This window comes from Parasphingomonas zepuensis, assembly GCF_036663735.1.
In the GTDB taxonomy this organism is placed as follows: Bacteria; Pseudomonadota; Alphaproteobacteria; order Sphingomonadales; family Sphingomonadaceae; genus Sphingomonas.
On record NZ_JAXOJO010000007.1, the window covers coordinates 1 to 18,026 of the forward strand.

The 18,026-nt window shown below is 66.0% G+C and carries 18 protein-coding genes; 6 read left to right on the forward strand and 12 right to left on the reverse strand.

The features are described from left to right. From U1769_RS21740 to U1769_RS21750, 3 genes are all read right to left on the reverse strand, one after another. Nucleotides 1-384 (reverse strand): adenosylhomocysteinase (locus tag U1769_RS21740; protein ID WP_332720145.1); only part of this gene is annotated, 384 nt, incomplete at its 3' end. A 23-nt stretch (nucleotides 385-407) separates the two neighbouring features. After that, on the reverse strand, nucleotides 408-1,610 hold the full coding sequence (gene metK / locus U1769_RS21745; RefSeq protein WP_332720146.1) for a methionine adenosyltransferase: 1,203 nt from the start codon (nucleotides 1,608-1,610) through the stop codon (nucleotides 408-410). A 51-nt stretch (nucleotides 1,611-1,661) separates the two neighbouring features. Next, nucleotides 1,662-2,882 carry a hypothetical protein gene (locus U1769_RS21750; protein WP_332720147.1) on the reverse strand — a complete coding sequence of 407 codons (1,221 nt, stop codon included), beginning with the start codon at nucleotides 2,880-2,882 and terminating at the stop codon, nucleotides 1,662-1,664. A gap of 286 nt (nucleotides 2,883-3,168) precedes the next feature. On the opposite strand from U1769_RS21750, the gene U1769_RS21755 reads away from it, so the two are divergent. Next, the gene (locus tag U1769_RS21755) at nucleotides 3,169-4,551 is read left to right on the forward strand and encodes a hypothetical protein (protein WP_332720148.1); all 1,383 of its coding nucleotides are present in this window, start codon (nucleotides 3,169-3,171) and stop codon (nucleotides 4,549-4,551) included. Between the two features lie 27 nt (nucleotides 4,552-4,578). On the opposite strand, the gene U1769_RS21760 is transcribed toward U1769_RS21755, so the two are convergent. The 4 genes from U1769_RS21760 to U1769_RS21775 are packed head-to-tail and all read right to left on the reverse strand — an operon-like array spanning nucleotide 4,579 to nucleotide 8,469. Further along, the gene (locus U1769_RS21760; RefSeq protein WP_332720149.1) at nucleotides 4,579-5,376 is read right to left on the reverse strand and encodes an N-acyl homoserine lactonase family protein; all 798 of its coding nucleotides are present in this window, start codon (nucleotides 5,374-5,376) and stop codon (nucleotides 4,579-4,581) included. Continuing rightward, nucleotides 5,373-6,269 carry an NAD(P)-dependent oxidoreductase gene (locus U1769_RS21765; RefSeq protein ID WP_332720150.1) on the reverse strand — a complete coding sequence of 299 codons (897 nt, stop codon included), beginning with the start codon at nucleotides 6,267-6,269 and terminating at the stop codon, nucleotides 5,373-5,375. Before U1769_RS21765 ends, U1769_RS21760 begins: the two co-directional genes overlap by 4 nt. Before the next feature lie 24 nt (nucleotides 6,270-6,293). Then, nucleotides 6,294-7,091: an SDR family NAD(P)-dependent oxidoreductase gene (locus U1769_RS21770; RefSeq protein WP_332720152.1), complete on the reverse strand. Its 798-nt coding sequence runs from the start codon at nucleotides 7,089-7,091 to the stop codon at nucleotides 6,294-6,296. After that, nucleotides 7,084-8,469: an MmgE/PrpD family protein gene (locus tag U1769_RS21775; protein WP_332720154.1), complete on the reverse strand. Its 1,386-nt coding sequence runs from the start codon at nucleotides 8,467-8,469 to the stop codon at nucleotides 7,084-7,086. The genes U1769_RS21770 and U1769_RS21775 overlap by 8 nt, the downstream gene beginning before the upstream one ends. A gap of 293 nt (nucleotides 8,470-8,762) precedes the next feature. Here U1769_RS21775 and U1769_RS21780 point away from each other — a divergent pair, with 293 nt between their 5' ends. Beyond that, nucleotides 8,763-9,785 carry a LacI family DNA-binding transcriptional regulator gene (locus U1769_RS21780; protein ID WP_332720155.1) on the forward strand — a complete coding sequence of 341 codons (1,023 nt, stop codon included), beginning with the start codon at nucleotides 8,763-8,765 and terminating at the stop codon, nucleotides 9,783-9,785. Nucleotides 9,786-9,907: 122 nt separating this feature from the next. Further along, the gene (locus tag U1769_RS21785) at nucleotides 9,908-10,843 is read left to right on the forward strand and encodes an SMP-30/gluconolactonase/LRE family protein (RefSeq protein WP_332720156.1); all 936 of its coding nucleotides are present in this window, start codon (nucleotides 9,908-9,910) and stop codon (nucleotides 10,841-10,843) included. Nucleotides 10,844-10,858: 15 nt separating this feature from the next. Here U1769_RS21785 and U1769_RS21790 read toward each other — a convergent pair whose 3' ends face one another. The 3 genes from U1769_RS21790 to U1769_RS21800 are packed head-to-tail and all read right to left on the reverse strand — an operon-like array spanning nucleotide 10,859 to nucleotide 13,137. After that, nucleotides 10,859-11,242 (reverse strand): carboxymuconolactone decarboxylase family protein, encoded by a 384-nt coding sequence (locus U1769_RS21790; RefSeq protein WP_332720157.1) that lies wholly within the window; start codon nucleotides 11,240-11,242, stop codon nucleotides 10,859-10,861. A gap of 39 nt (nucleotides 11,243-11,281) precedes the next feature. Then, on the reverse strand, nucleotides 11,282-12,259 hold the full coding sequence (locus U1769_RS21795) for an aldo/keto reductase (protein ID WP_332720361.1): 978 nt from the start codon (nucleotides 12,257-12,259) through the stop codon (nucleotides 11,282-11,284). Further along, entirely contained in the window at nucleotides 12,259-13,137 is an 879-nt protein-coding gene (locus U1769_RS21800) for an SDR family NAD(P)-dependent oxidoreductase (protein ID WP_332720158.1), read from the reverse strand. Before U1769_RS21800 ends, U1769_RS21795 begins: the two co-directional genes overlap by 1 nt. A 120-nt stretch (nucleotides 13,138-13,257) precedes the next feature. Between U1769_RS21800 and U1769_RS21805 the strand changes: the two genes are divergently transcribed. Beyond that, nucleotides 13,258-13,986, forward strand: coding sequence for an SDR family NAD(P)-dependent oxidoreductase (locus U1769_RS21805; RefSeq protein WP_332720159.1), 729 nt, complete (start codon nucleotides 13,258-13,260; stop codon nucleotides 13,984-13,986). On the opposite strand, the gene U1769_RS21810 is transcribed toward U1769_RS21805, so the two are convergent. Both U1769_RS21810 and U1769_RS21815 read right to left on the reverse strand, forming a co-directional pair. Beyond that, nucleotides 13,983-15,590, reverse strand: a complete 1,608-nt coding sequence (locus tag U1769_RS21810) for a thiamine pyrophosphate-binding protein (protein WP_332720160.1) — start codon at nucleotides 15,588-15,590, stop codon at nucleotides 13,983-13,985. The genes U1769_RS21805 and U1769_RS21810 overlap by 4 nt on opposite strands. 99 nt (nucleotides 15,591-15,689) lie before the next feature. Beyond that, nucleotides 15,690-16,616 carry a TauD/TfdA dioxygenase family protein gene (locus tag U1769_RS21815; protein WP_332720161.1) on the reverse strand — a complete coding sequence of 309 codons (927 nt, stop codon included), beginning with the start codon at nucleotides 16,614-16,616 and terminating at the stop codon, nucleotides 15,690-15,692. A gap of 370 nt (nucleotides 16,617-16,986) precedes the next feature. Between U1769_RS21815 and U1769_RS21820 the strand changes: the two genes are divergently transcribed. Continuing rightward, nucleotides 16,987-17,808, forward strand: coding sequence for an amidohydrolase family protein (locus U1769_RS21820; protein ID WP_332720162.1), 822 nt, complete (start codon nucleotides 16,987-16,989; stop codon nucleotides 17,806-17,808). Then, nucleotides 17,805-18,026: a hypothetical protein gene (locus tag U1769_RS21825; RefSeq protein ID WP_332720163.1), complete on the forward strand. Its 222-nt coding sequence runs from the start codon at nucleotides 17,805-17,807 to the stop codon at nucleotides 18,024-18,026. The genes U1769_RS21820 and U1769_RS21825 overlap by 4 nt, the downstream gene beginning before the upstream one ends.

Consider the following 18,026-nt stretch of genomic DNA (forward strand, 5'->3'; position numbering starts at 1 on the left):
GCCGGCACCCCAGTTGAAGATGTCGCCGACATAGTCCCAGTAATCGGCCAGGCTCTCGCCCTTCACCGCGAACACCGGCACGCCGGTCGCCGCGATCGCCGCCGCGGCATGGTCCTGCGTCGAGAAGATGTTGCAGGTCGCCCAGCGCACATCGGCGCCCAGCGCGGTCAGCGTCTCGATCAGCACCGCGGTCTGGATCGTCATGTGCAGCGATCCCGTGATCCGCGCACCCTTCAGCGGCTGCGATGCGCCGAACTCCTCGCGCAGCGACATCAGCCCGGGCATCTCCGTCTCGGCAATGTTGATCTCCTTGCGGCCGAAATCGGCAAGCGTGATGTCGGCGACGACATAGTCGTCCGTCTTGATCAGTGTGGCAGTAGCCATGATGAATTCCTTCGAATGCGGGTTCAGAGCGCGGCTTTGAGCGCGTCGACCAGATCGGTCTTTTCCCAGGTGAAGAAGTCGCCGTCCGGCTCGCGGCCGAAATGGCCGTAGGCAGCGCTCTTCTGATAGATCGGCGCATTGAGCTTCAGATGCTCGCGAATGCCCTTGGGGGTCAGTCGCACGAGCTTCGGCAGCACCGCCTCAAGGCTTTCCTCGCTGACCGTCCCGGTGCCGTGCAGATCGACATAGACCGACAGTGGCTCGGCGATGCCGATCGCGTAGGACAGCTGGATCGTGCAGCGTTTGGCGAAACCAGCTGCGACGACGTTCTTCGCCAGATAGCGCGAGACATAGGCTGCCGACCGGTCGACCTTGGTCGGGTCCTTGCCCGAAAAGGCGCCGCCGCCATGCGGTGCCGCGCCGCCATAGGTATCGACGATGATCTTGCGGCCGGTAACGCCGGCATCGCCGTCGGGCCCGCCGATCTCGAACAGGCCGGTCGGATTGACGTACATCGCCTCGTCGCCGGGCAGCCAGCCCTCGGGCAGGACGCTGGCGAACACGCCCTTCACATAATCGCGCAACTTGGCCTGGCCGGCTTCATTCGAGCAATCCGCCGAATGCTGCGTGGATACGACGAGCGCGGTGGCGCGGACGGGCACGCCGCCTTCATATTGCAGCGTGACCTGGCTCTTCGCATCGGGCTCGAGGAACGGCGCGGCGCCCGAATGGCGATCGTCGGCCATGCGCTCGAGGATCTTGTGGCTGTAATAGAGCGTGGCGGGCATCAGGCCCGGCGTCTCGTCGGTCGCGTAGCCGAACATGATGCCCTGATCGCCGGCGCCTTCTTCCTTGTTGCCGCTCTCGTCCACGCCCATCGCGATATGCGCCGATTGGCCGTGCAGCTTGTTGGTGAATTCGAACGTCTTCCAATGGAAGCCGGTCTGTTCATAGCCGATCCGCTTCACCGTCTCGCGGACGGTCTTCTCGATCTCCTCGAGCGCGCCGTCAGCCCAGCCGGTCTCGGCTTCGTATACGCCCACGCAGCGGATCTCGCCGGCAATCACTACGGTGTTGGTCGTGGTCAGCGTCTCGCAGGCGATGCGGGCGTAAGGATCTTTCGACAGGAAAAGATCGACGATGCCATCGCTGATCTGGTCGGCGACCTTGTCGGGATGTCCTTCGGACACGGATTCGGAGGTGAAGAGATAGTTTTGGCGAGTCATGGGAAATCGTCTCTCCTGAAGTGTCGGGCGCAGGTTTGCGCCCCGTTCGATTCACGGGTTGCGGGCGATCACGTAGCTTTCGTCGTTGAACCACAGCGCGCCGTTCTTCTTGAGCACGGCGCGCGTGGCCTCGAGATATTTCGAGCTGCTCATCGCCTCGGTCAGGCGTTCGTCCTCGATCTGCGAGACGTAGGTGGCGGCGTTCCAGGCCGCGAGCAGAGTCGATGTGCCGATCGAGGCATCCGCGCTGTCGATCTCGTCCGGCAACGTATGCATCTCGTAGCGGAACAGCGCCCGCGAGGTCGGCAGGGGATCGAACCGGAACTGCGGGGCTTCGGCGCCAAGCGCGGTGCGGGTCGCCTCGAGCAAGGCGTGGCGTGAGGTGGTGAAGGGATCCTCGGACGGCCAGACCCGCTGGACGATCTCCAGCCCGGGATCGTTGCCGGCGGAATGGATGCCGAGCAGCCGGCCGCCGGGGCGGAGCGCCCGGGCAAGCGGCGCCAGCACGCGCCCGGCCTTGAAGTCGACCGAAGCCCGCAACCGGAACGGTTGGCTCGCGAGGATCAGGTCATAGCCGGCGTGCGGCACGCCCTGGCGCGGCAGCACCGAATCGAGCAGGAAACCGCAATCCTCGCGGTACAGGATCAGCGTCGTCGGGATTTCGGGGATCATGCTGCCGGTCTTTTCGGAGACCTTGGTGCGCCAATGCTCGGCGAGGAAACCCTGCAGCTCCAGGATCTGGCGTTCGAACTCGGCAGTGGTCCGGCCGCGCAAGGCGACCGCTTTCCACACCATCCGGCTGCGCGCCGCCGGGCTGGACGGCATCAGCGACGGCGCGTCGGCGTAGGAGATGTTGGTGACGGCAAGTACCGTCTCGGGATGTTCGAAGAACCGGTCGGGCATCTTCTCGAGCGTCAGGCGGACGTCTTCGAGGCTGATTTCCTTGCCGGCGATCAGGAAGGGAAAGCGCGGAAACGCCTCGTGCATCGATCGCATGAGCCGGGCGAGCACGGTGCCGTCGCCCATCCCGGCATCGAAAAAGCGCACTGCCGGCGGGGCGGGCTTGAGCATGCGCAACTCGTCCGCGGCCCGTTCCGCCACCACCCATTTTTCGGAGCAGGTGTTGACGAACATCAGATATTTCTGGCGGTTGTCGTAGAAGCGGAAATTCTGTTCGACCGGCGCTGCGGCGGACTCCAAGGGCTCGGCAAGCGCCGGCGCGGGCGGGCTCTCCGGCTCGATCGTTTCATCCCGGACACGATTGATCGCCACGGCCCTGCTCCTTCGATACCGCAGCTTGATCGCCCGGCCCGGGGGCCTTGCGCCGCCACATTATGTGGCCGCTGCTTGCCATCAGGGATCGGTCGGGCCGGGGTGCGGGTAAACCACAATCGGTCCCACCATTTCGGGTGGGCCGCTGCCCACGGCAACGCGCACCCGGTGGTCGATCCGCGATCGAGGCTTTTTTTCGGCGTTCTTTATGATACCGGTACCCGGTACTGAAGCTTCGCCGCGATCAGATGGCGAACCGGAATAAGCGAGAGAGCGGGGAGGAACAGTGACGGCAACGAATGAGGCCGAAGTCCTGCTCAAGCAAATCGACGATGCCTGCAGGCGCATGGGAATGGCGCAGACCACGTTCGGCCGCCAGGCGGTCAACGACGGCAAGCTGGTCGCCCGGCTTCAGCAGGGCGGTCGCGTCACCATCAGCACGGTCGATCGCGTGCATCGCTTCATCGAGCAGGGCGGGGGCGATTCTGCGACGTCGCTTCGCTCGGCGATCATGGGGCTGCACGCCGAAATGCGGCCCGAACAGCATTTCCGCTTCTACGACAACCGCCAGAAATATCTGATGTTCGTCAACACGACGTCGGAAAAACACATCATCGCCGATCGCGCGGTGCAGGAAGTGATGAAGTCCCAGCCGCGTCCGCCGGCCATCCGCCTGTTCGACGGCGGCGCCGGAGACGGCACGGCGCTTGCGCGGATCCTGCGCGGCATGCACCGGCTCCAGCCCTGGGTGCCATTTTATGCGGTCGCCAAGGAGATCAGCAAGGAGAATGTCCGGCTGACGCTCGAGAAGATGCCGGATCGCCTGCAGGAGCATCCGGCGACGGTGCTGGTACTGACCAACCTCACCTACGCAAAGGCCCCGCTGCTTCAACCGGCGACGCCGGCCGCCGCCAGCTCGATGATCTGGCACGAGCTTGTCCTCGACGGCACGACCGCGGGCGATTTCGAGGAACAGATCACCGGGCTGGACGAATTCCTCGCCCGGCACTGGGGCGCCAGCATCAGCAGCGCGAGCGGCAATCCGATCTACAAGACGCCGGTGGTTCTGGTGATCTACCGCCGCGATCACCGGTTCCTGCTCGATCCGATCGTGCCGCGCCGCGGCTATGCCAGCGCCGATTTCGATTTCATCCTGCTGTCGCAGCCCTATCCGGCGCGCGCGCCGCTCTCCTTCAAGACCTCGCGCATCGTGACGCCGCTCGTGCGGGCGTTGCGCCCGAATGGGCGGCTGATGGGCGTGCACAGCCACGGGCACGACCCGGGGATCGACCTGATCCGCAAGATCTGGCCGGACGAAAACCCGTTCACGATGAGCGGGAAGGACATCATCGATGGGGTCACGGCGGAGCTTGGCCGCGAGGCGCGGGACTATCAGTTCGATCACCTGACGGATGCGGAATCGCTGTTCCGGTACGACGTTCGGACGCTGCCGACCGAAATCGACGGTTCGGCGGAGATTGGCAGCTCGACGCTGTTCGCGGCGTGGAACGCGGCAAGCTATGTCGGCCAGATTGACGACCGGCGGCTCGCCCAGGCCCTGACCAACAACCGCTATCTGGAGGCGACGCGCGACACGCTGCGCCAGCACCGGGGGCTGTGGTTCAATGATGAGGTGTATATCATTTCGCGCCGGGCCGAATTGGGCTGATCGCGGGCCTGGTACGGCCCGCACCGGTCAGTAACGCGGTTCCAGATCCAGCCGCACCACATCGTCCAGCCCCGCCCGCGCCGCCGGATAGCGGGTCAGCACCAGCGGGTCGTGGCCCGGGATGATATGCCGGATCGAGCTGGCGAGTTGCCGCATGCGATCATAGCCCGCCAGCATGTCGGCGACGCTGTCGACCACCGGGAACGGGCGATATTGCTCGAAATTGGCGTAGAAATGCGATGCGTCCGAGCCGACCACGACCCAGCCGCGCCGCGTCTTGACGCGCACGATCTGCAGCCCGCGCGTATGGCCGCCGACGCGGTGGACGGTCAGGCCCGGTTCGATCTCGCTGTCGCCGTCGTGGAAGGTCACCCGGCCGTCATAGACCTTGCCCACCATCGACTGGACGTCCTCGACATCGAAGGAATGGTTGAGGTGCGGATGACACATGCAGCGACCGGTGCAGAACGCCATCTCGACATCCTGGATATGATAGGTCGCCGCCGGGAACATGTCGCGGTTGCCGGCATGATCGAAATGCATGTGCGAGATGATAACGTCGGTAACGGTCGCCGGGTCGATGCCGATCGCCTTCAGCCCGTCGTCGATCGGGCGCACGAGCTGCCGGTCGCGCTTGCGGCTGGTGACCGCGTCGAACCCGGTATCGACGACATAGGTCTTGGTCGGCCCGACCAGTGCCCACACGAAATAGTCGAGCGCCATCGGCAGATCATGCGGATCGCCGCCAATGAAGTTGGCCGCGGCATTGCGGTCGTGATGGCCGTAGCGGACCGCATAGATCTCGAAGGTCGATTCCATACTCATGCCGTTTGCGTACCGCCGATCTCGACGTCTGCCCACTGCTCGACCACCTTGGCCATCGAGGTAAAGTCCGAACTGCCGCCAAACTGCGCCTGGGTGATGTTGAGCATGGTACGCGCGGTCGTCCCCATCATCATCGGCACGCCCATCGCCTCCGCCTCGTCGAGGCACAGCCGCATGTCCTTCAGCGACAATTGAGTCGCAAAGCCGAAGTTGAAGGTGCGCGGCAAGACGGCGCGGGGAAACTTGTCGGTGGTGGCGCTGTTGCGGCCGCTGGAGGCGTTCAGCACGTCGAGCATCACTTGGGGATCGAGGCCGGCCTTCACCCCCATGGCCATGCCTTCGCAGGTCGCGGCGAGCGCGACCACCGACAGGGCGTTGTTGACCAGCTTCATCGTCTGCGCCTGGCCCGGCGCCTCGCCGACATGGAATGCCTTGCCGAACGTCAGCAACAGCGGCTCGACTTCCTGCCAGACCGGCAACGCGCAGGCGACCATCAGCGAGAGCTTGCCCGATAGCGCGCCGCCGCGGCCGCCGCTGACCGGGGCGTCGACCAGGGTGATGCCGGCCGCGGCCAGCTTCTCCGCCACGGCGCCCGACATGCGCGGGCCGGTCGTCGACAGGTCGATGACGATCCGCGGCTTGCCCGGGATCAGCGACAGCGCAACGTCGTGGACGATCTGCGGCGTCGGCAGGCTGATGAAGACGATATCGGCAGCTTCCGCGACCTCGGCGGCGGATGCCGCACGCCGTCCGCCGGCCGCGGCAAAGGCGCTGAGCGAGGCTTCGACCATGTCGAACGCGATCACGTCATGGCCCGCCGCGACCAGGCGCGGCGCCATCGCGCTGCCCATGCTGCCAAGCCCTACAAAGCCCAGCACCGAAGTCTTCGTCATGTCCTTGTCTCCATTGTCGCCGGCTCAGCCCCGCGCCAGCCATCCGCCTTCGATCGGCAGGATTGCGCCATTCATATCTTCGCCCACCGGGCCGCACAGCAGCAGCATGACTTCGGCGACGCTATCCACGTCGATGAAGCGGCCGCTCGGCTGCTTGCCGTCGAGGAAGCGCTGTTCCGCTTCGGCGCGGCTGATGCCGTCCCGCTGCATCGATTGCTCGATCCGTTCCTGCCACACCGGCGTCAGCACCGATCCCGGCGTCAGTGCATGGCAGCTGACCGCGCTGCCCGCCGTCTCAAGCGCGATCGCGCGGGTCAGGCCCTGGATCGCGGTCTTGGTGGTGACGTAGTCGACCCGGTTCACCGTGCCGCGTGAGCCATAGACCGACGTCATGTTGAAGATGCGCCCGTAATTGCGCGCGCGCATCGCCGGCAGCACCATCTGCGTGGCGACGAGCGCCGCGGTCAGGTTGACCGCGATCGCCCGGTGCCATTCGTCGAGCGGGAAATCGCAGATCGGCGCGAAATGGCGCACCACTGCGTTATTGACCAGGATGTCGATCGGGCTGATCGCCGCGGCCTGTTCGAACAGCGCGTGCACTTCGGCGATATTGGTCAGATCGGCCTGGTGATAATGCGCGGCGATTCCGAAATCGTCGATCAGCGCCTGGCGTGCCGCTTCGGCGCTCTCGGGGGGCTCGAGCCCGGTCAGGACGATCGACACCCCGGCGGAGGCGAGCTTGCGCGCCATCGCCAGCCCCAGCCCGCCGGCCGAGCCGGTGACGAGGGCGGTGCGCCCGGCAAGCGAGACGGGTTCACGCATGACCGGCGACCGTCAGTTCGGTAAGCAGCGAAGTCCGGTCGAGCGTTTCGAGGCGCATGACGGCCTCGATTACCCGGCCTGCCTGCGCCGCGTTCAGCACGCCGTCGACATTCTCGCGGAACTTGCCCTCGATCTCCTGCTGGGTCATCGGGTTCGTCGCCGATCCGCGATTATGTTCCTCGATCTCCTCGAAACGGCGACCATCGGTCGTCTCGACGACCACCACGCCCTTGAACTGCTCGCTGCCGGGCATGGTCGGGTCGACGACGAATTCGACGCGGTCGGCCAAAGCCAGGATCGCGGGATCGCGGAGCGAGCTTTCGGCATAGGCATCCTTGCCGATGCGCCCAAAGGCGAAAGCCTCGGCCAAAGTATATTGCAGGCTCACCCGGCCGTGGGAATCGGTGAGGGGACGCCGTTTCTCGGCGAGCGGCTCGCACACGATGCCGACGATGTACGGCGCAACCGGACAGATCACGCGCGCGATATTCTCCGGCGTCAGACCGTGCGCTGCGCGGAGCCTGAACACCGCATCGATATAGGGATGGATGACGTGGGCGACCGGGAACGGCTTGAACGACGCATTGCGGCTATCCCAGACGCTGCCGAGGCCGTTGGTCAGCCGACCGAAATCGGGCGCGGGAGACGCGGCCTGCAGATGTGACGCGAACAGACCGAACCGCCCCTCGAACACTTCGGCGGGCCCGGTCACGCCGGATTGCCCGAGCACGGCCGCGGCGATGCCGCTTTGCGCGGCCCAGCCGGGATGCAGGAACTTCGATTGGGTGCCGTCGACCCAGCACTGGATCAGCCCCGCCGCGAAGCTGCCCGTGATGCCTGCTGCGCTCACCATCTGCGGCACGTCCAGCTTCAACAGGCTGGAGGCGAGCCAGCACACGCCGAACGGAGCGAACAGGCCGGAGGGATGGAAGCCGCGCTTGTGGAATTGCTGCGGCGTGACGCTGCCGACCCGCGCGCTGATCTCGTTGCCGATCGCCACCGCCGTGATCAGGTCGCGGCCGTTCGATCCCAGCCGGTCGCCCAGCGCGAGCGCGGCGGCAACCGCCGGGCTGCTCATGTGAACGATCGATTCATTGTGCGTGTCGTCATATTCGAGCGCCTGGCTCAGCGCGCCGTTGATGAAGGCTGCGCCCACCGCACTCGCCCGATCGCGACTGCCCCACAGGCCCGCCTCATCGCCCGGATAGAGCGTGGCGGTCTTGCGTACGGACGCCCCGAACGGCGTCTGGCTCCCCGCGATCGACAGGCCGATCACGTCGAGCACGCGGAGCCGGGTGCTGGCGACGACGTCCTCCGGCAGCGCGTCATACGACGTGCCGGCCACCCATACAGAAATGGCTTCAGAAGCCCCCGCCACAAATCCTCCCGCCGCTGCCTGTCCAATCAGGTACCGGTATCAAAAATCTGTACGGCGCAATATGCAGGGTGACAAGTCCCCATTCGGCCCCGATCGAATTCGCGCGGACACCAACTGTCACCAGATTCGGCTTGTTATCGGTGGGCGTAGGGGGCGCAGACCATCGCTGCCTTCGATTGACACCCGATGCCGCACGCCGGGCCGGGCGGTGCTATTGATCGACGCCCTCCCCTGGCCGTAGACCGTGACGGGCGGAATTTGCTACACCGTAACAAACAACGAAAGGATGCCACGTGCCAGCCAGCAATTCGTCTTCCCGTGGTGGCGGGCGCATCCGCATGCACGAGGTCGCGCGGTTGGCCGACGTGTCGCGAATGACGGTGTCGCGCGCGCTCAATCAGCCGGAACGCGTGAAGCCGGCGCTGCGCAACCGCGTGCTCGAGGCCGTGGCGGAGCTTGGATATGTCCATAACCATCTTGCGCGCAGCCTTTCGTCCAGCCGCTCGACCGTCATCGGCCTGGTCCTGCCCAGTCTGGAAAATTCGATTTTCGCCCAGACCGTTAAGGGCATCTCGGACGTGTTGCGTCCGGCCGGATTCCAGCTGATGGTGGCCGAGAGCGCCGACGATCCCGAGGAGGAAGAGGGCGTCATCGCCACCTTCCTCGCCCAGCGGGTCGGCGGCCTCATCCTGCATTCCACGCGGCATAGCCCGGCGGCGGTCAAGATGCTCCGCGGGGCTGCCATTCCGGTGGTGGAAAATGGCGATTTGCCGGCCAACCCGGTCGACATGGTAGTGAGCTATTCGAACCGCGCCGCGGCCAAGGCGATGACGCTGCATCTGGCGCGGCTCGGCTATTCGCGGATCGCCTTTGCCGGCCTGGCCCGCAATCCGCGCGCGTCGGAACGCCAGCTGGGGTTCCGCGATGCCCTCGAGGAGCTTGGTCTGCCCTTCGAGCCGCGCGCGATCGTGGGCGTGTCGCGCGGCTTCGGCGGCGGGGCCGAGGCGATCGCCTATATCGAAAGGCACATGCCGGAGGCCGATGCCCTGTTCTGCGGCGGCGACGTGCTGGCGGCGGGCGCGCTGTTCGACTGCGACCGCCGCGGCTGGTCGGTGCCTGGCCGGCTCGCGTTGGCGAGCTTCGACGACCTGGATCTGATGCGCTTCGTGAACCCGCCAATGACCGCGCTGCGGCTGCCGCGCTACGAAATCGGGCGTCGCAGCGCCGAGATGCTGCTCGCCCGCCTGCTGAATCGCGAATTGCCGGTCCAGTCGGTCGATCTGGGTTTCGAGATCGTCCACCGCGCGAGTGCCTGAGCGCCGCTGAGCCTTCCATAAACGCAGCGCGCAATTGCCCCGCGCCGCGCGCTCCCTTAAAGGGACCGGTAACAAGAGTCGCGGCCCGAAGCGACGTTACCGAACCTCATGGGGAGAGAGATATGCCCTTTGCGCGCATCGTTCGAAATGTGGCCGGCTTTGCCGCGATCGTGGCCGCGACACAGGCGTTCGGCGCCGATCCCGTGGCGGGCGGGTTAGTCGCGCTTTGCGGAGAGTGCCGTCCCGTCCTGCACGTGCATTGCGCCGGCTTCTTCGAAGGGCCCAATTTCGACCGTGAAGGCCATCTCTGGGCCGTCGATCTTAAGGGCGGCAACATCGTGGAAGTGGTGGACGGCGTCTGCCGCAATGTCGCCAATACCGGTGGCGCCCCGAATGGTGCGCGCTTCGCTGCGGACGGGCGGTTGTTCGTTACCGACGCCAAGCGCGGCCTGCTCATCTACGATCCGCGCAGCAAGGCGCTCACCGTCCGGGCCGCGACGGTCGCGGGCAAGCCGATCGTCGGCGCCAATGATCTGGTCTTCGATCGTGCGGGCGGCCTCTACATGACGGTACGCGGGACCTCGAGCAAAATGCAGCCTGACGGCATGGTTCTGTATCTGGCGCCAGGCGACGCGAGCCAGCCGCAGATCATTGCCGAGGGCCTGCCGTTTCCCAACGGGCTGGCATTATCCACGGACGGCGCGAAGCTGTTCGTCGGATTATATGCGGACAAGACCATCATCGTCCTGCCGCCCGCCGACCGACCCGAGCCCTATCTGACGAGTTGGGTCCATCTGCGCACCGAAGGCGGCGTGGGACCGGACGGCATGATGATCGACTCCGCGTCACGCCTGTGGTGGGCGAATTACGGGGATGGGGCGATCAGCATCGCCGGGCCGACCGGGAGACTGATCGGGAATATCTCGCTTCCGGACAGTGCCGGGCCCGGCACCACCAACATGACCGTGCATGATGGGGCGCTGTACATCACCGAGGCGACGAAGGGCGATATCTGGCGGATGCCGCTCACCGCGGCGGTGACCCCGCCCGCTCGATAAGCGGGCGGGCGCCGGCTATTTCGCGGCGTCGATCTCGGCAAATGCCTCGCGCGCGATGCGCGTAGAATCGAGGCCGGCCGGCACGCCGCAATAGATCGCGACCTGAAGCAGCGCTTCCCGGATCTCGTCCCGCGACAGGCCGTTGGTCAGCGCCGCCTTGACGTGCAGTTTCAGTTCGTGCGGGCGGTTGAGCGCGCTGATCATGCCGATGTTGAGCAGGCTGCGGTCACGCCGCGAGAGGCCCTCGCGGCACCAGACATTGCCCCAGCAATATTCAGTCGACAGTTCCTGCATCGGCCGGCTGAAATCGTCGGCATTGGCGAAGGAGCGCGCGACATAGTCCTCACCCAGGACTTCCTTGCGCAGGGCCAGGCCGCGTTCATAGGTTTCGTTGGTCATCATGTGCCTCGATGGTTGCTGGTGGGTAATCTGGTGGGGTCAGCCGAACCCGGCGACCGGATGCGGTACATAGCTCTGCTCGAGCGTGGCGCGTTCCTCCGGGGTGAGGACGATGGCGAGCGCCGCGACGGCATCGTCGATATGCCCGGTGCGCGAGGCGCCCAGGATCGGTGCGCTCACTTCGGCCTTGCCCATCACCCAGGCGATCGCGACCTGGGCGGCCGGCACGCCGCGCGCTTGTGCCACGCGGTGCAGCGCCTCAACCACAAGGCGGTCGGCATCGGCCACTTTCTGGTAGAGCCCGGTGCCGAAGGCATCGGTGCGGGTGCGCTCGGTTTCGACATTCCACGCGCGCGCCAGCCGTCCGCGCGCCAGCGGGCTCCACGGGATCACCCCGACGCCCTGGACCGCACAAAGCGGCAGCATCTCGCGCTCTTCCTCGCGATAGAGCAGGTTGAGATGGTTCTGCATCGACACGAACCTGGTCCAGCCGTGGCGCTCGGCGACCTGCTGTGCCTTGGCGAATTGCCAGGCGTACATGGAGGAAGCGCCGAGATAGCGCGCCTTGCCCGCCTTCACGACGTCATGCAGCGCTTCCATCGTCTCCTCGATCGGCGTCTCGTCGTCCCAGCGATGGATCTGGTAGAGATCGACATGGTCCATGCCGAGCCGAGTCAGGCTGGCGTCGATCTCGCTCAGGATCGCCTTGCGCGAGAGTCCGCCTCCATTGGGATCGGGGCGAACCTTGCCGAACACCTTGGTCGCGACGACGACATCATGGCGCGGTACGCCGCGCAGGGCGCGACCGAGGATTTCCTCCGATGTCCCTGCCGAATAGCCATTGGCGGTATCGAAAAAGGTGATTCCTGCATCGAGCGCGTGCGCGATGATCGGGCGGGAGGCGTCCTCGGGCAGCGTCCATGGGTGCTGGCCGCGCGTGGGATCGCCGAAGGTCATGCAGCCAAGGCAGATGCGCGAAACTTTCAGGCCTGTGGTGCCGAGCCGGACATAGTCCATCACCTGGTCTCCTCCGTGCGGGCTGCTGCCATGAAGCGCGCGAAATCTTCCTGATAATCGGGATGCCACCGCGACAGCGCGGGCCGGTTGAGGAGGATATCGTCTACCGCCCAGCGGATGCGGGCCACGTCGGTTGCGCGGTCGACGTCGTTGTCGGGGCAAAGGATGTAGAAGTCGCCCGCCGCGATGGCGTCGAACAGGAATGGCGGCACCTGCTCCGGCGCCCAGGCGCCTTCGGGCTTCTCGCCCTGCCCGGCCGACATGCCGGTCCAGACATGGCCGGGGATCAGCAGATGGGCGCTGATCCGTCCTTCGCTGGCGCCGCGCAGTTCGTGCGCGAGCATGGTCGTGAAGCTGTTCAGCGCTGCCTTGGACAGATTATAGGCCGGCCGGCCCGGCGGGTGAGTGATGCCCTGTTTCGATCCCGTGTTGATGATCAGCCCGGGCTCGCCCGACGCGATCATGCCGGGCACGAACGCCTGCACACCCTCGATCACGCCCCACAAATTGGTGTCGAGCACCCGCCGCCATTCGGCCGAATCTTCCCAGGGTTTCGCCTCGGTCGATCGTGTGCCGGCATTGTTCATCAGCAGCGTCACGGTCCCGAAGCGGTCGAGCACCAGGTCGCGTAGCGCCGCGATCTGGGTCGGATCGGCGATGTCGGTCGGTACGGCGATGACCTCGGCACCACCGGCGGCAGCAAGCGTTTCGCGCGCCTGTTCGAGCGCCGGCCCGGGCAGATCCGCCAGCGCGACATGCACGCCGCGTTCGGCAAGGAAGCGCGCGGTGGCGAGGCCGATCCCGCTAGCCGCACCGGTAATGACGGCAACCGAGCCCGCAGTCAGTGGCGCGGGCAGGGCAGGTTCAACGACAGTCACGTACAAGCCTTCCGAAACGCATGCCGCGCGGCACGCCCTTGCCCCGCATAAGGGAATTGGATACCGGTAACAAGAAATTTGGTGGCCCGGTTGCGGGCACAGGATGAGCAGGAGTCGAGGATGAGTCTGAACGGACAGATCGCGTTGGTCACCGGCGGCGCACGGGGCATCGGCCGCGCGATCGCGACGGCGCTGACGGCAGCGGGAGCGCGCGTGATCATCGCCGATATCGACGGGGCGGATGCCGAGGCTACGGCCAGGGAGATCGGTTCCGGCGCCACCGGACATGCGCTCGACGTGTCGGATCCGGCCGCGTGCGAGGCGCTGGCGGCGACGGTCGGTCCGGTCGCGATCCTGGTCAACAATGCCGGCATCATCCGTCCAGGCCTGATCACCGATCCGGGCGCGACCGAGAACTGGCAGCGCACGCTGGCGATCAATGTCGGCGGCCCGTTCAACATGTGCCGCGCTTTCCACGCCCAGCTGCGCGAGACGAAGGGCGTGGTGATCAACCTCGCCTCGATCCGCTCGTTCGTCGCGGCGGGCAATGCGGCGGCCTATGCCGCGTCGAAGGGCGGCGTGATGCAGCTGACCAAGGCGCTGGCGGTCGAATGGGCGCCGGACGGCATCCGCGTGAACGCGATCGCGCCAGGCTTCGTCGAAACCCCGCTTGTCCCGGATTCGGAAAAGACGCCGGCGCGCGAGGCCGCGATCATGGCGCGCACGCCGCTGAAACGGATCGGCGAGCCAAATGAAGTCGGCGGCGCGGCGGTGTTCCTGGCCTCGGACGCGGCAGCGTTCATCACTGGCGTCATCCTGCCGGTCGATGGCGGGTTTCTCGCCGGCTAGCCGCGGATCGCCGTGATCTGCGCGTCATATTGCTCGGGATTGATCACCACGTCGATCAATGCCGGGCCGGGCGCGGCCAGCGCCTCAGCGAACGCCGCCGCCAGATCGCCTGCCTGCTCGATCCGGACGGCCGACCAGCCGAACGCGGCCGCCGCCTGGGCGAAGTCGGCCGCGATGAAATCGACCCCCGCAGACGCCAGCTGGCGACGCTTCTGCTTTACCCCGATCAGGGTCAGCGAGGAATCGTTGAACACCACGACGATCGGCTTCGATCCCGACTGAACCGCCGTGCCCAGTTCGCCGAGGCACATCATCAGCCCGCCATCGCCGGTAAAAGCGATCGTGGTGCGATCGGGATCGGCCAGGCTCGCCGCGATCGCGGCGGGCAGGGCGAACCCCATGGTGGAAAGCCCGCGCGAGATGAGCGAGAGATTGGGGGCCGCCGATTGCCACAAATGCAGCACGGGCAGCATGTGTGCCCCGGCATCGATCGTGATCCGGCTGTCCGCCGGCAACGCTGCGATGGCCGCATCGACCAGCTGGGAGGGGGAAATGCCGCTACCCGTCGGCGTGCGGGCAGCCGACCAGAGGCGGTCCTTCGCCGCCGCCAGCTCGTCTGCCGCCCAGCCCGGTGCGGGCATCGCGTCGGCCAGCGCCGCAAGCCCGGCCGGCAGATTGCCGACCAGCAACGCATCGACTTCCACCAGCGTATGGGCGTGGGCATGCTCGGTCAGCTCGATCGTCGGGATGCCGGCGTAGCGCCAGCGTTGCGGGGGGCCCTCGACCGGATCGAAGCCGTACAGCAGGATCAGATCGGCAGACCGAAGGATCGCTTCCTCGGCGACGCCGCCAGCATAGAGGCCAAGACCGAGCGCCGACCGTTCGGAGATGACGCCCTTCGCCTTGTAGGTGGTCAGCGCCGGGCAGCCGCTTGCCTCGACGAATGCGCGCACCGCGTCGCCGGCTTCGGGCGAGCGGGCCTGCAGCCCGGCGATCAGGATCGGGCGCCTGGCCTTGGCGAGCAGTTGCCGCGCCTGCTCGATAGACTCGGCGCCGGGTTTCGGAAGCACAGCGGCAACCGCAGGCGCCGGCGCATCCCCGGCTGCACCGCGGATATAGGAGCCGGCGACCTCAAGATAGGCCGGCCCCCTCGGACGCGATTCCATCGCGAGCAGCAGCCGGTCCAGCTCGGCGATCGGATCCGCGTCGCGCAGGTTGGAACTTGCCCGGAGCATCGGCGCCAGGATCGCGGTCTGGTCGATCCGCTGATGGCTGATATAGGACTGATCGTCCTCATAGCCGTCCGAGATGACCAGCAAAGGGGCGCGATCGAGATCGGCATAGGCAACGCCATTTGCCGCAGCCGCCAGGCCCGGGCCGCGCGTTGTCATCGCGACGCCCGGCGTGCCGGTCAATTCGGCCGTCACGCAGGCCATCATGCCGGCGGCGGTCTCGGTCCGGGTCAGGACGAACTGCATGCCGGCGCTTTCGGCGGCGGCAATGAAGTCGAGATTGCACTCGCCGCCGGGCAGGCCGAAGATTCGCGTCACGCCATGCTCGGCAAGGCGCGCCACCAGCGCTTCAGTCACGGTTCGGGTCGTCAAGGCAAAGTCCCCCATCCGCGGCGCCCGGTGGCGCGCGGTCATGCTATCTGTGTGTGAAAGTCCGGTGGCGGTCGGCTGGTCCGCGGACCGCCGGGAGCGTCAGGCCGCCTGTTCGAGCGTCGGCGCAACATCCTCGAGCGTCACGCGCCGCAGGTCGCGCGGATAGCGCTTGTCGTCGTAGCGCAGGCCCCGGTGCATGGTGCAGCGATTGTCCCAGATCACCAGATCATGGACGGTCCAGTTGTGGGTGTAGACGAACTGGCGCTGCGTCGCGAACTCGGTCAGTTCGCGGATCAGGACCATCGCTTCCGGCGTTTCCCATCCCTGGATGCGGCCGATATGCGCTGACAGGTATAGCGCGAGGCGGCCGGATTCGGCGTGCCGGCGCACCAGGCGCTGCGGCACGGGCTTGCAGCGCTCGATCTCCGCCGGGCTGAACGCGTCGAAGCCAAGCAGCGCGCGCGAGAAGATCAGTGAATGCTCGGTGACGAGATCGCGGGCGACTGTTTTCAGATCCTCGGGCAGATGTTCCCAGGCGACACGGGTATCGAGATATTCGGTCTGGCCACCCGTTGGCGGGATAACGCGCGCCTGCAGCATCGACCAATAAGCCGGCGTCGCCTTGAAGCTGCTGTCGCTATGCCACAGCAGATTGCCCAGGTTGAACATCCGGCGGCGGTCGTCTGCGGCCAGGATCTTTCCGTCCGCGCCAAGGTTGGAGATGTCATTGATCTTCATGTTCGGAAGGCGGCGGCGCTCCTGATCGACCAGGGTCGGCGTATCCTCGATCTCGCCGAATTGCTGCGCGAAGGCAGCCTGCTCCTCGTCGGTCAGGTCCTGACCGGGCAATACCAGGATGCCGTAATGGTCCATCGCCGATCGCAGTTCGTCGATCTGCTCTGGCGTGAGCGGGTGGCGGAGGTCCAGGCCCTCGGCCCGGGCGCCGAAATAGGGATTGATCGGCGTGCAGCGCAGCGCCGGCGCCGCATCACGCACATTCACGGTGCTTGCCGAGAGGGTGGCCATCGTTGTTCTCCTGCAGGGCTCATCGGCCTGCGATGATCGCCGCCGGCATATCCGGCGGCAGCCGCTTGGTCTGATGCCCCGGTCTTATCGGTATAACGCGCGGTGCAGCAATCCCGGCAAACTCGGCGCATTTCGGATACCAGCCAGAAATGGTGGAATAACACATTGTCTTACAACGATAAAATACGGGAGTATCGCCGTTCGATGATGATTGGTCATACTATGATGCCTGTGGGATATCCCTGAGCGGAACGATGACGCGCGGCGCGCTTGGCGGTGGCTATTCCGCTACCGTCTCGACGATGCTGCGACGTGATTGTGCAGCAGGATGCACGGGCCATAAGAGGGAGGGCAGGGAGCGAAAATACCTATGTACGATCCGTCTGCGCCGGCTGATGGCGCGCCGCCTCTGGTCGATTCGCACGCCCATATCTGGTCGGCGACCATGCCCTTTGCGAGCTCCGCCTGGACCCGGACGAGCTATTCCTTTCCGGTCGAGGAATATCTCGCCACGCTCGATGCCAACGGGATCGGCTACGGCGTCATCGCCGCCGCCAGCCTGTTCGGCACCTATAATGATTACACGATCCGCGCGCTGCGCCGCTTCCCGCGCTTGCGCGGCACGGCGATCGTCAGCCCGGAAATCGGCTTCTATGAGCTCGAGCGGATGCACGAAGACGGCATCGTCGGGATCAGGCTGCAACTGTTCCACGTCGATCCGCTGCCGGATTTCGCGAGCGACGCCTATGCCCGCCTGTTCCACCGGCTGCGCGATCTGGATATGCATGTTCACGTCAATGTGGAGGCAGCGCGGCTGGCATCGGTGCTCGCTGCGCTCGAACCAAGCGGGGTCAAGATCGTGATCGACCATTTCGGCTGGCCGGAGACCGAGCTGGGTCTCGACAGCCCGGGTTTCCGGATGAGCGTCGCGGCGTGCCAGGCGGGGCGCGCCTGGGTGAAATTGTCGTCGGGCTATCGCCGGCCGGATCAGGATATTCCGCGCCTGTTCGCTCAGGCCTATGTCGATCAGGTCGGTACCGATCGGCTGTTCTGGGGCAGCGATGCGCCATTCGTCGGGTTCGAAGGCAGGATCAGCTACGCCGAGACGGTCAGCCAGTATCAATATTGGCTGCCGGATCCCGATGTCCGGGCCGCGATCTCCCGCAACAGCTATGATTTCTATTTCGCATGAACCGTTCGCCCGCTCAGCCGAGCTGCGCCTTTTGCGCGGCACCCTGGAGTGACCGGATGGTCGCCGCGTTCGAGGCTACCCTGCTGCCGCCCTGCGCCTGCTGCGGCGGTTCCACGCACGCGACTGCGCCGCAGTCAGCCATCGTGCAGGTCCCGACTGAAGCGCTGATCTGCGATGCCTGCGGGCGAACGCTCTTCACGATCCCGGCACGGGTGTGA

Coding starts and splice junctions, on each gene's coding strand:
- metK (WP_332720146.1), bottom strand. CDS start 1,610: ATGACTCGCCAAAACTATCTCTTCACCTCCGAATCCGTGTCCGAAGGA.
- U1769_RS21760 (WP_332720149.1), bottom strand. CDS start 5,376: ATGAGTATGGAATCGACCTTCGAGATCTATGCGGTCCGCTACGGCCAT.
- U1769_RS21765 (WP_332720150.1), bottom strand. CDS start 6,269: ATGACGAAGACTTCGGTGCTGGGCTTTGTAGGGCTTGGCAGCATGGGC.
- U1769_RS21770 (WP_332720152.1), bottom strand. CDS start 7,091: ATGCGTGAACCCGTCTCGCTTGCCGGGCGCACCGCCCTCGTCACCGGC.
- U1769_RS21785 (WP_332720156.1), top strand. CDS start 9,908: ATGCCCTTTGCGCGCATCGTTCGAAATGTGGCCGGCTTTGCCGCGATC.
- U1769_RS21790 (WP_332720157.1), bottom strand. CDS start 11,242: ATGACCAACGAAACCTATGAACGCGGCCTGGCCCTGCGCAAGGAAGTC.
- U1769_RS21795 (WP_332720361.1), bottom strand. CDS start 12,259: ATGGACTATGTCCGGCTCGGCACCACAGGCCTGAAAGTTTCGCGCATC.
- U1769_RS21805 (WP_332720159.1), top strand. CDS start 13,258: ATGAGTCTGAACGGACAGATCGCGTTGGTCACCGGCGGCGCACGGGGC.
- U1769_RS21815 (WP_332720161.1), bottom strand. CDS start 16,616: ATGGCCACCCTCTCGGCAAGCACCGTGAATGTGCGTGATGCGGCGCCG.
- U1769_RS21820 (WP_332720162.1), top strand. CDS start 16,987: ATGTACGATCCGTCTGCGCCGGCTGATGGCGCGCCGCCTCTGGTCGAT.
- U1769_RS21825 (WP_332720163.1), top strand. CDS start 17,805: ATGAACCGTTCGCCCGCTCAGCCGAGCTGCGCCTTTTGCGCGGCACCC.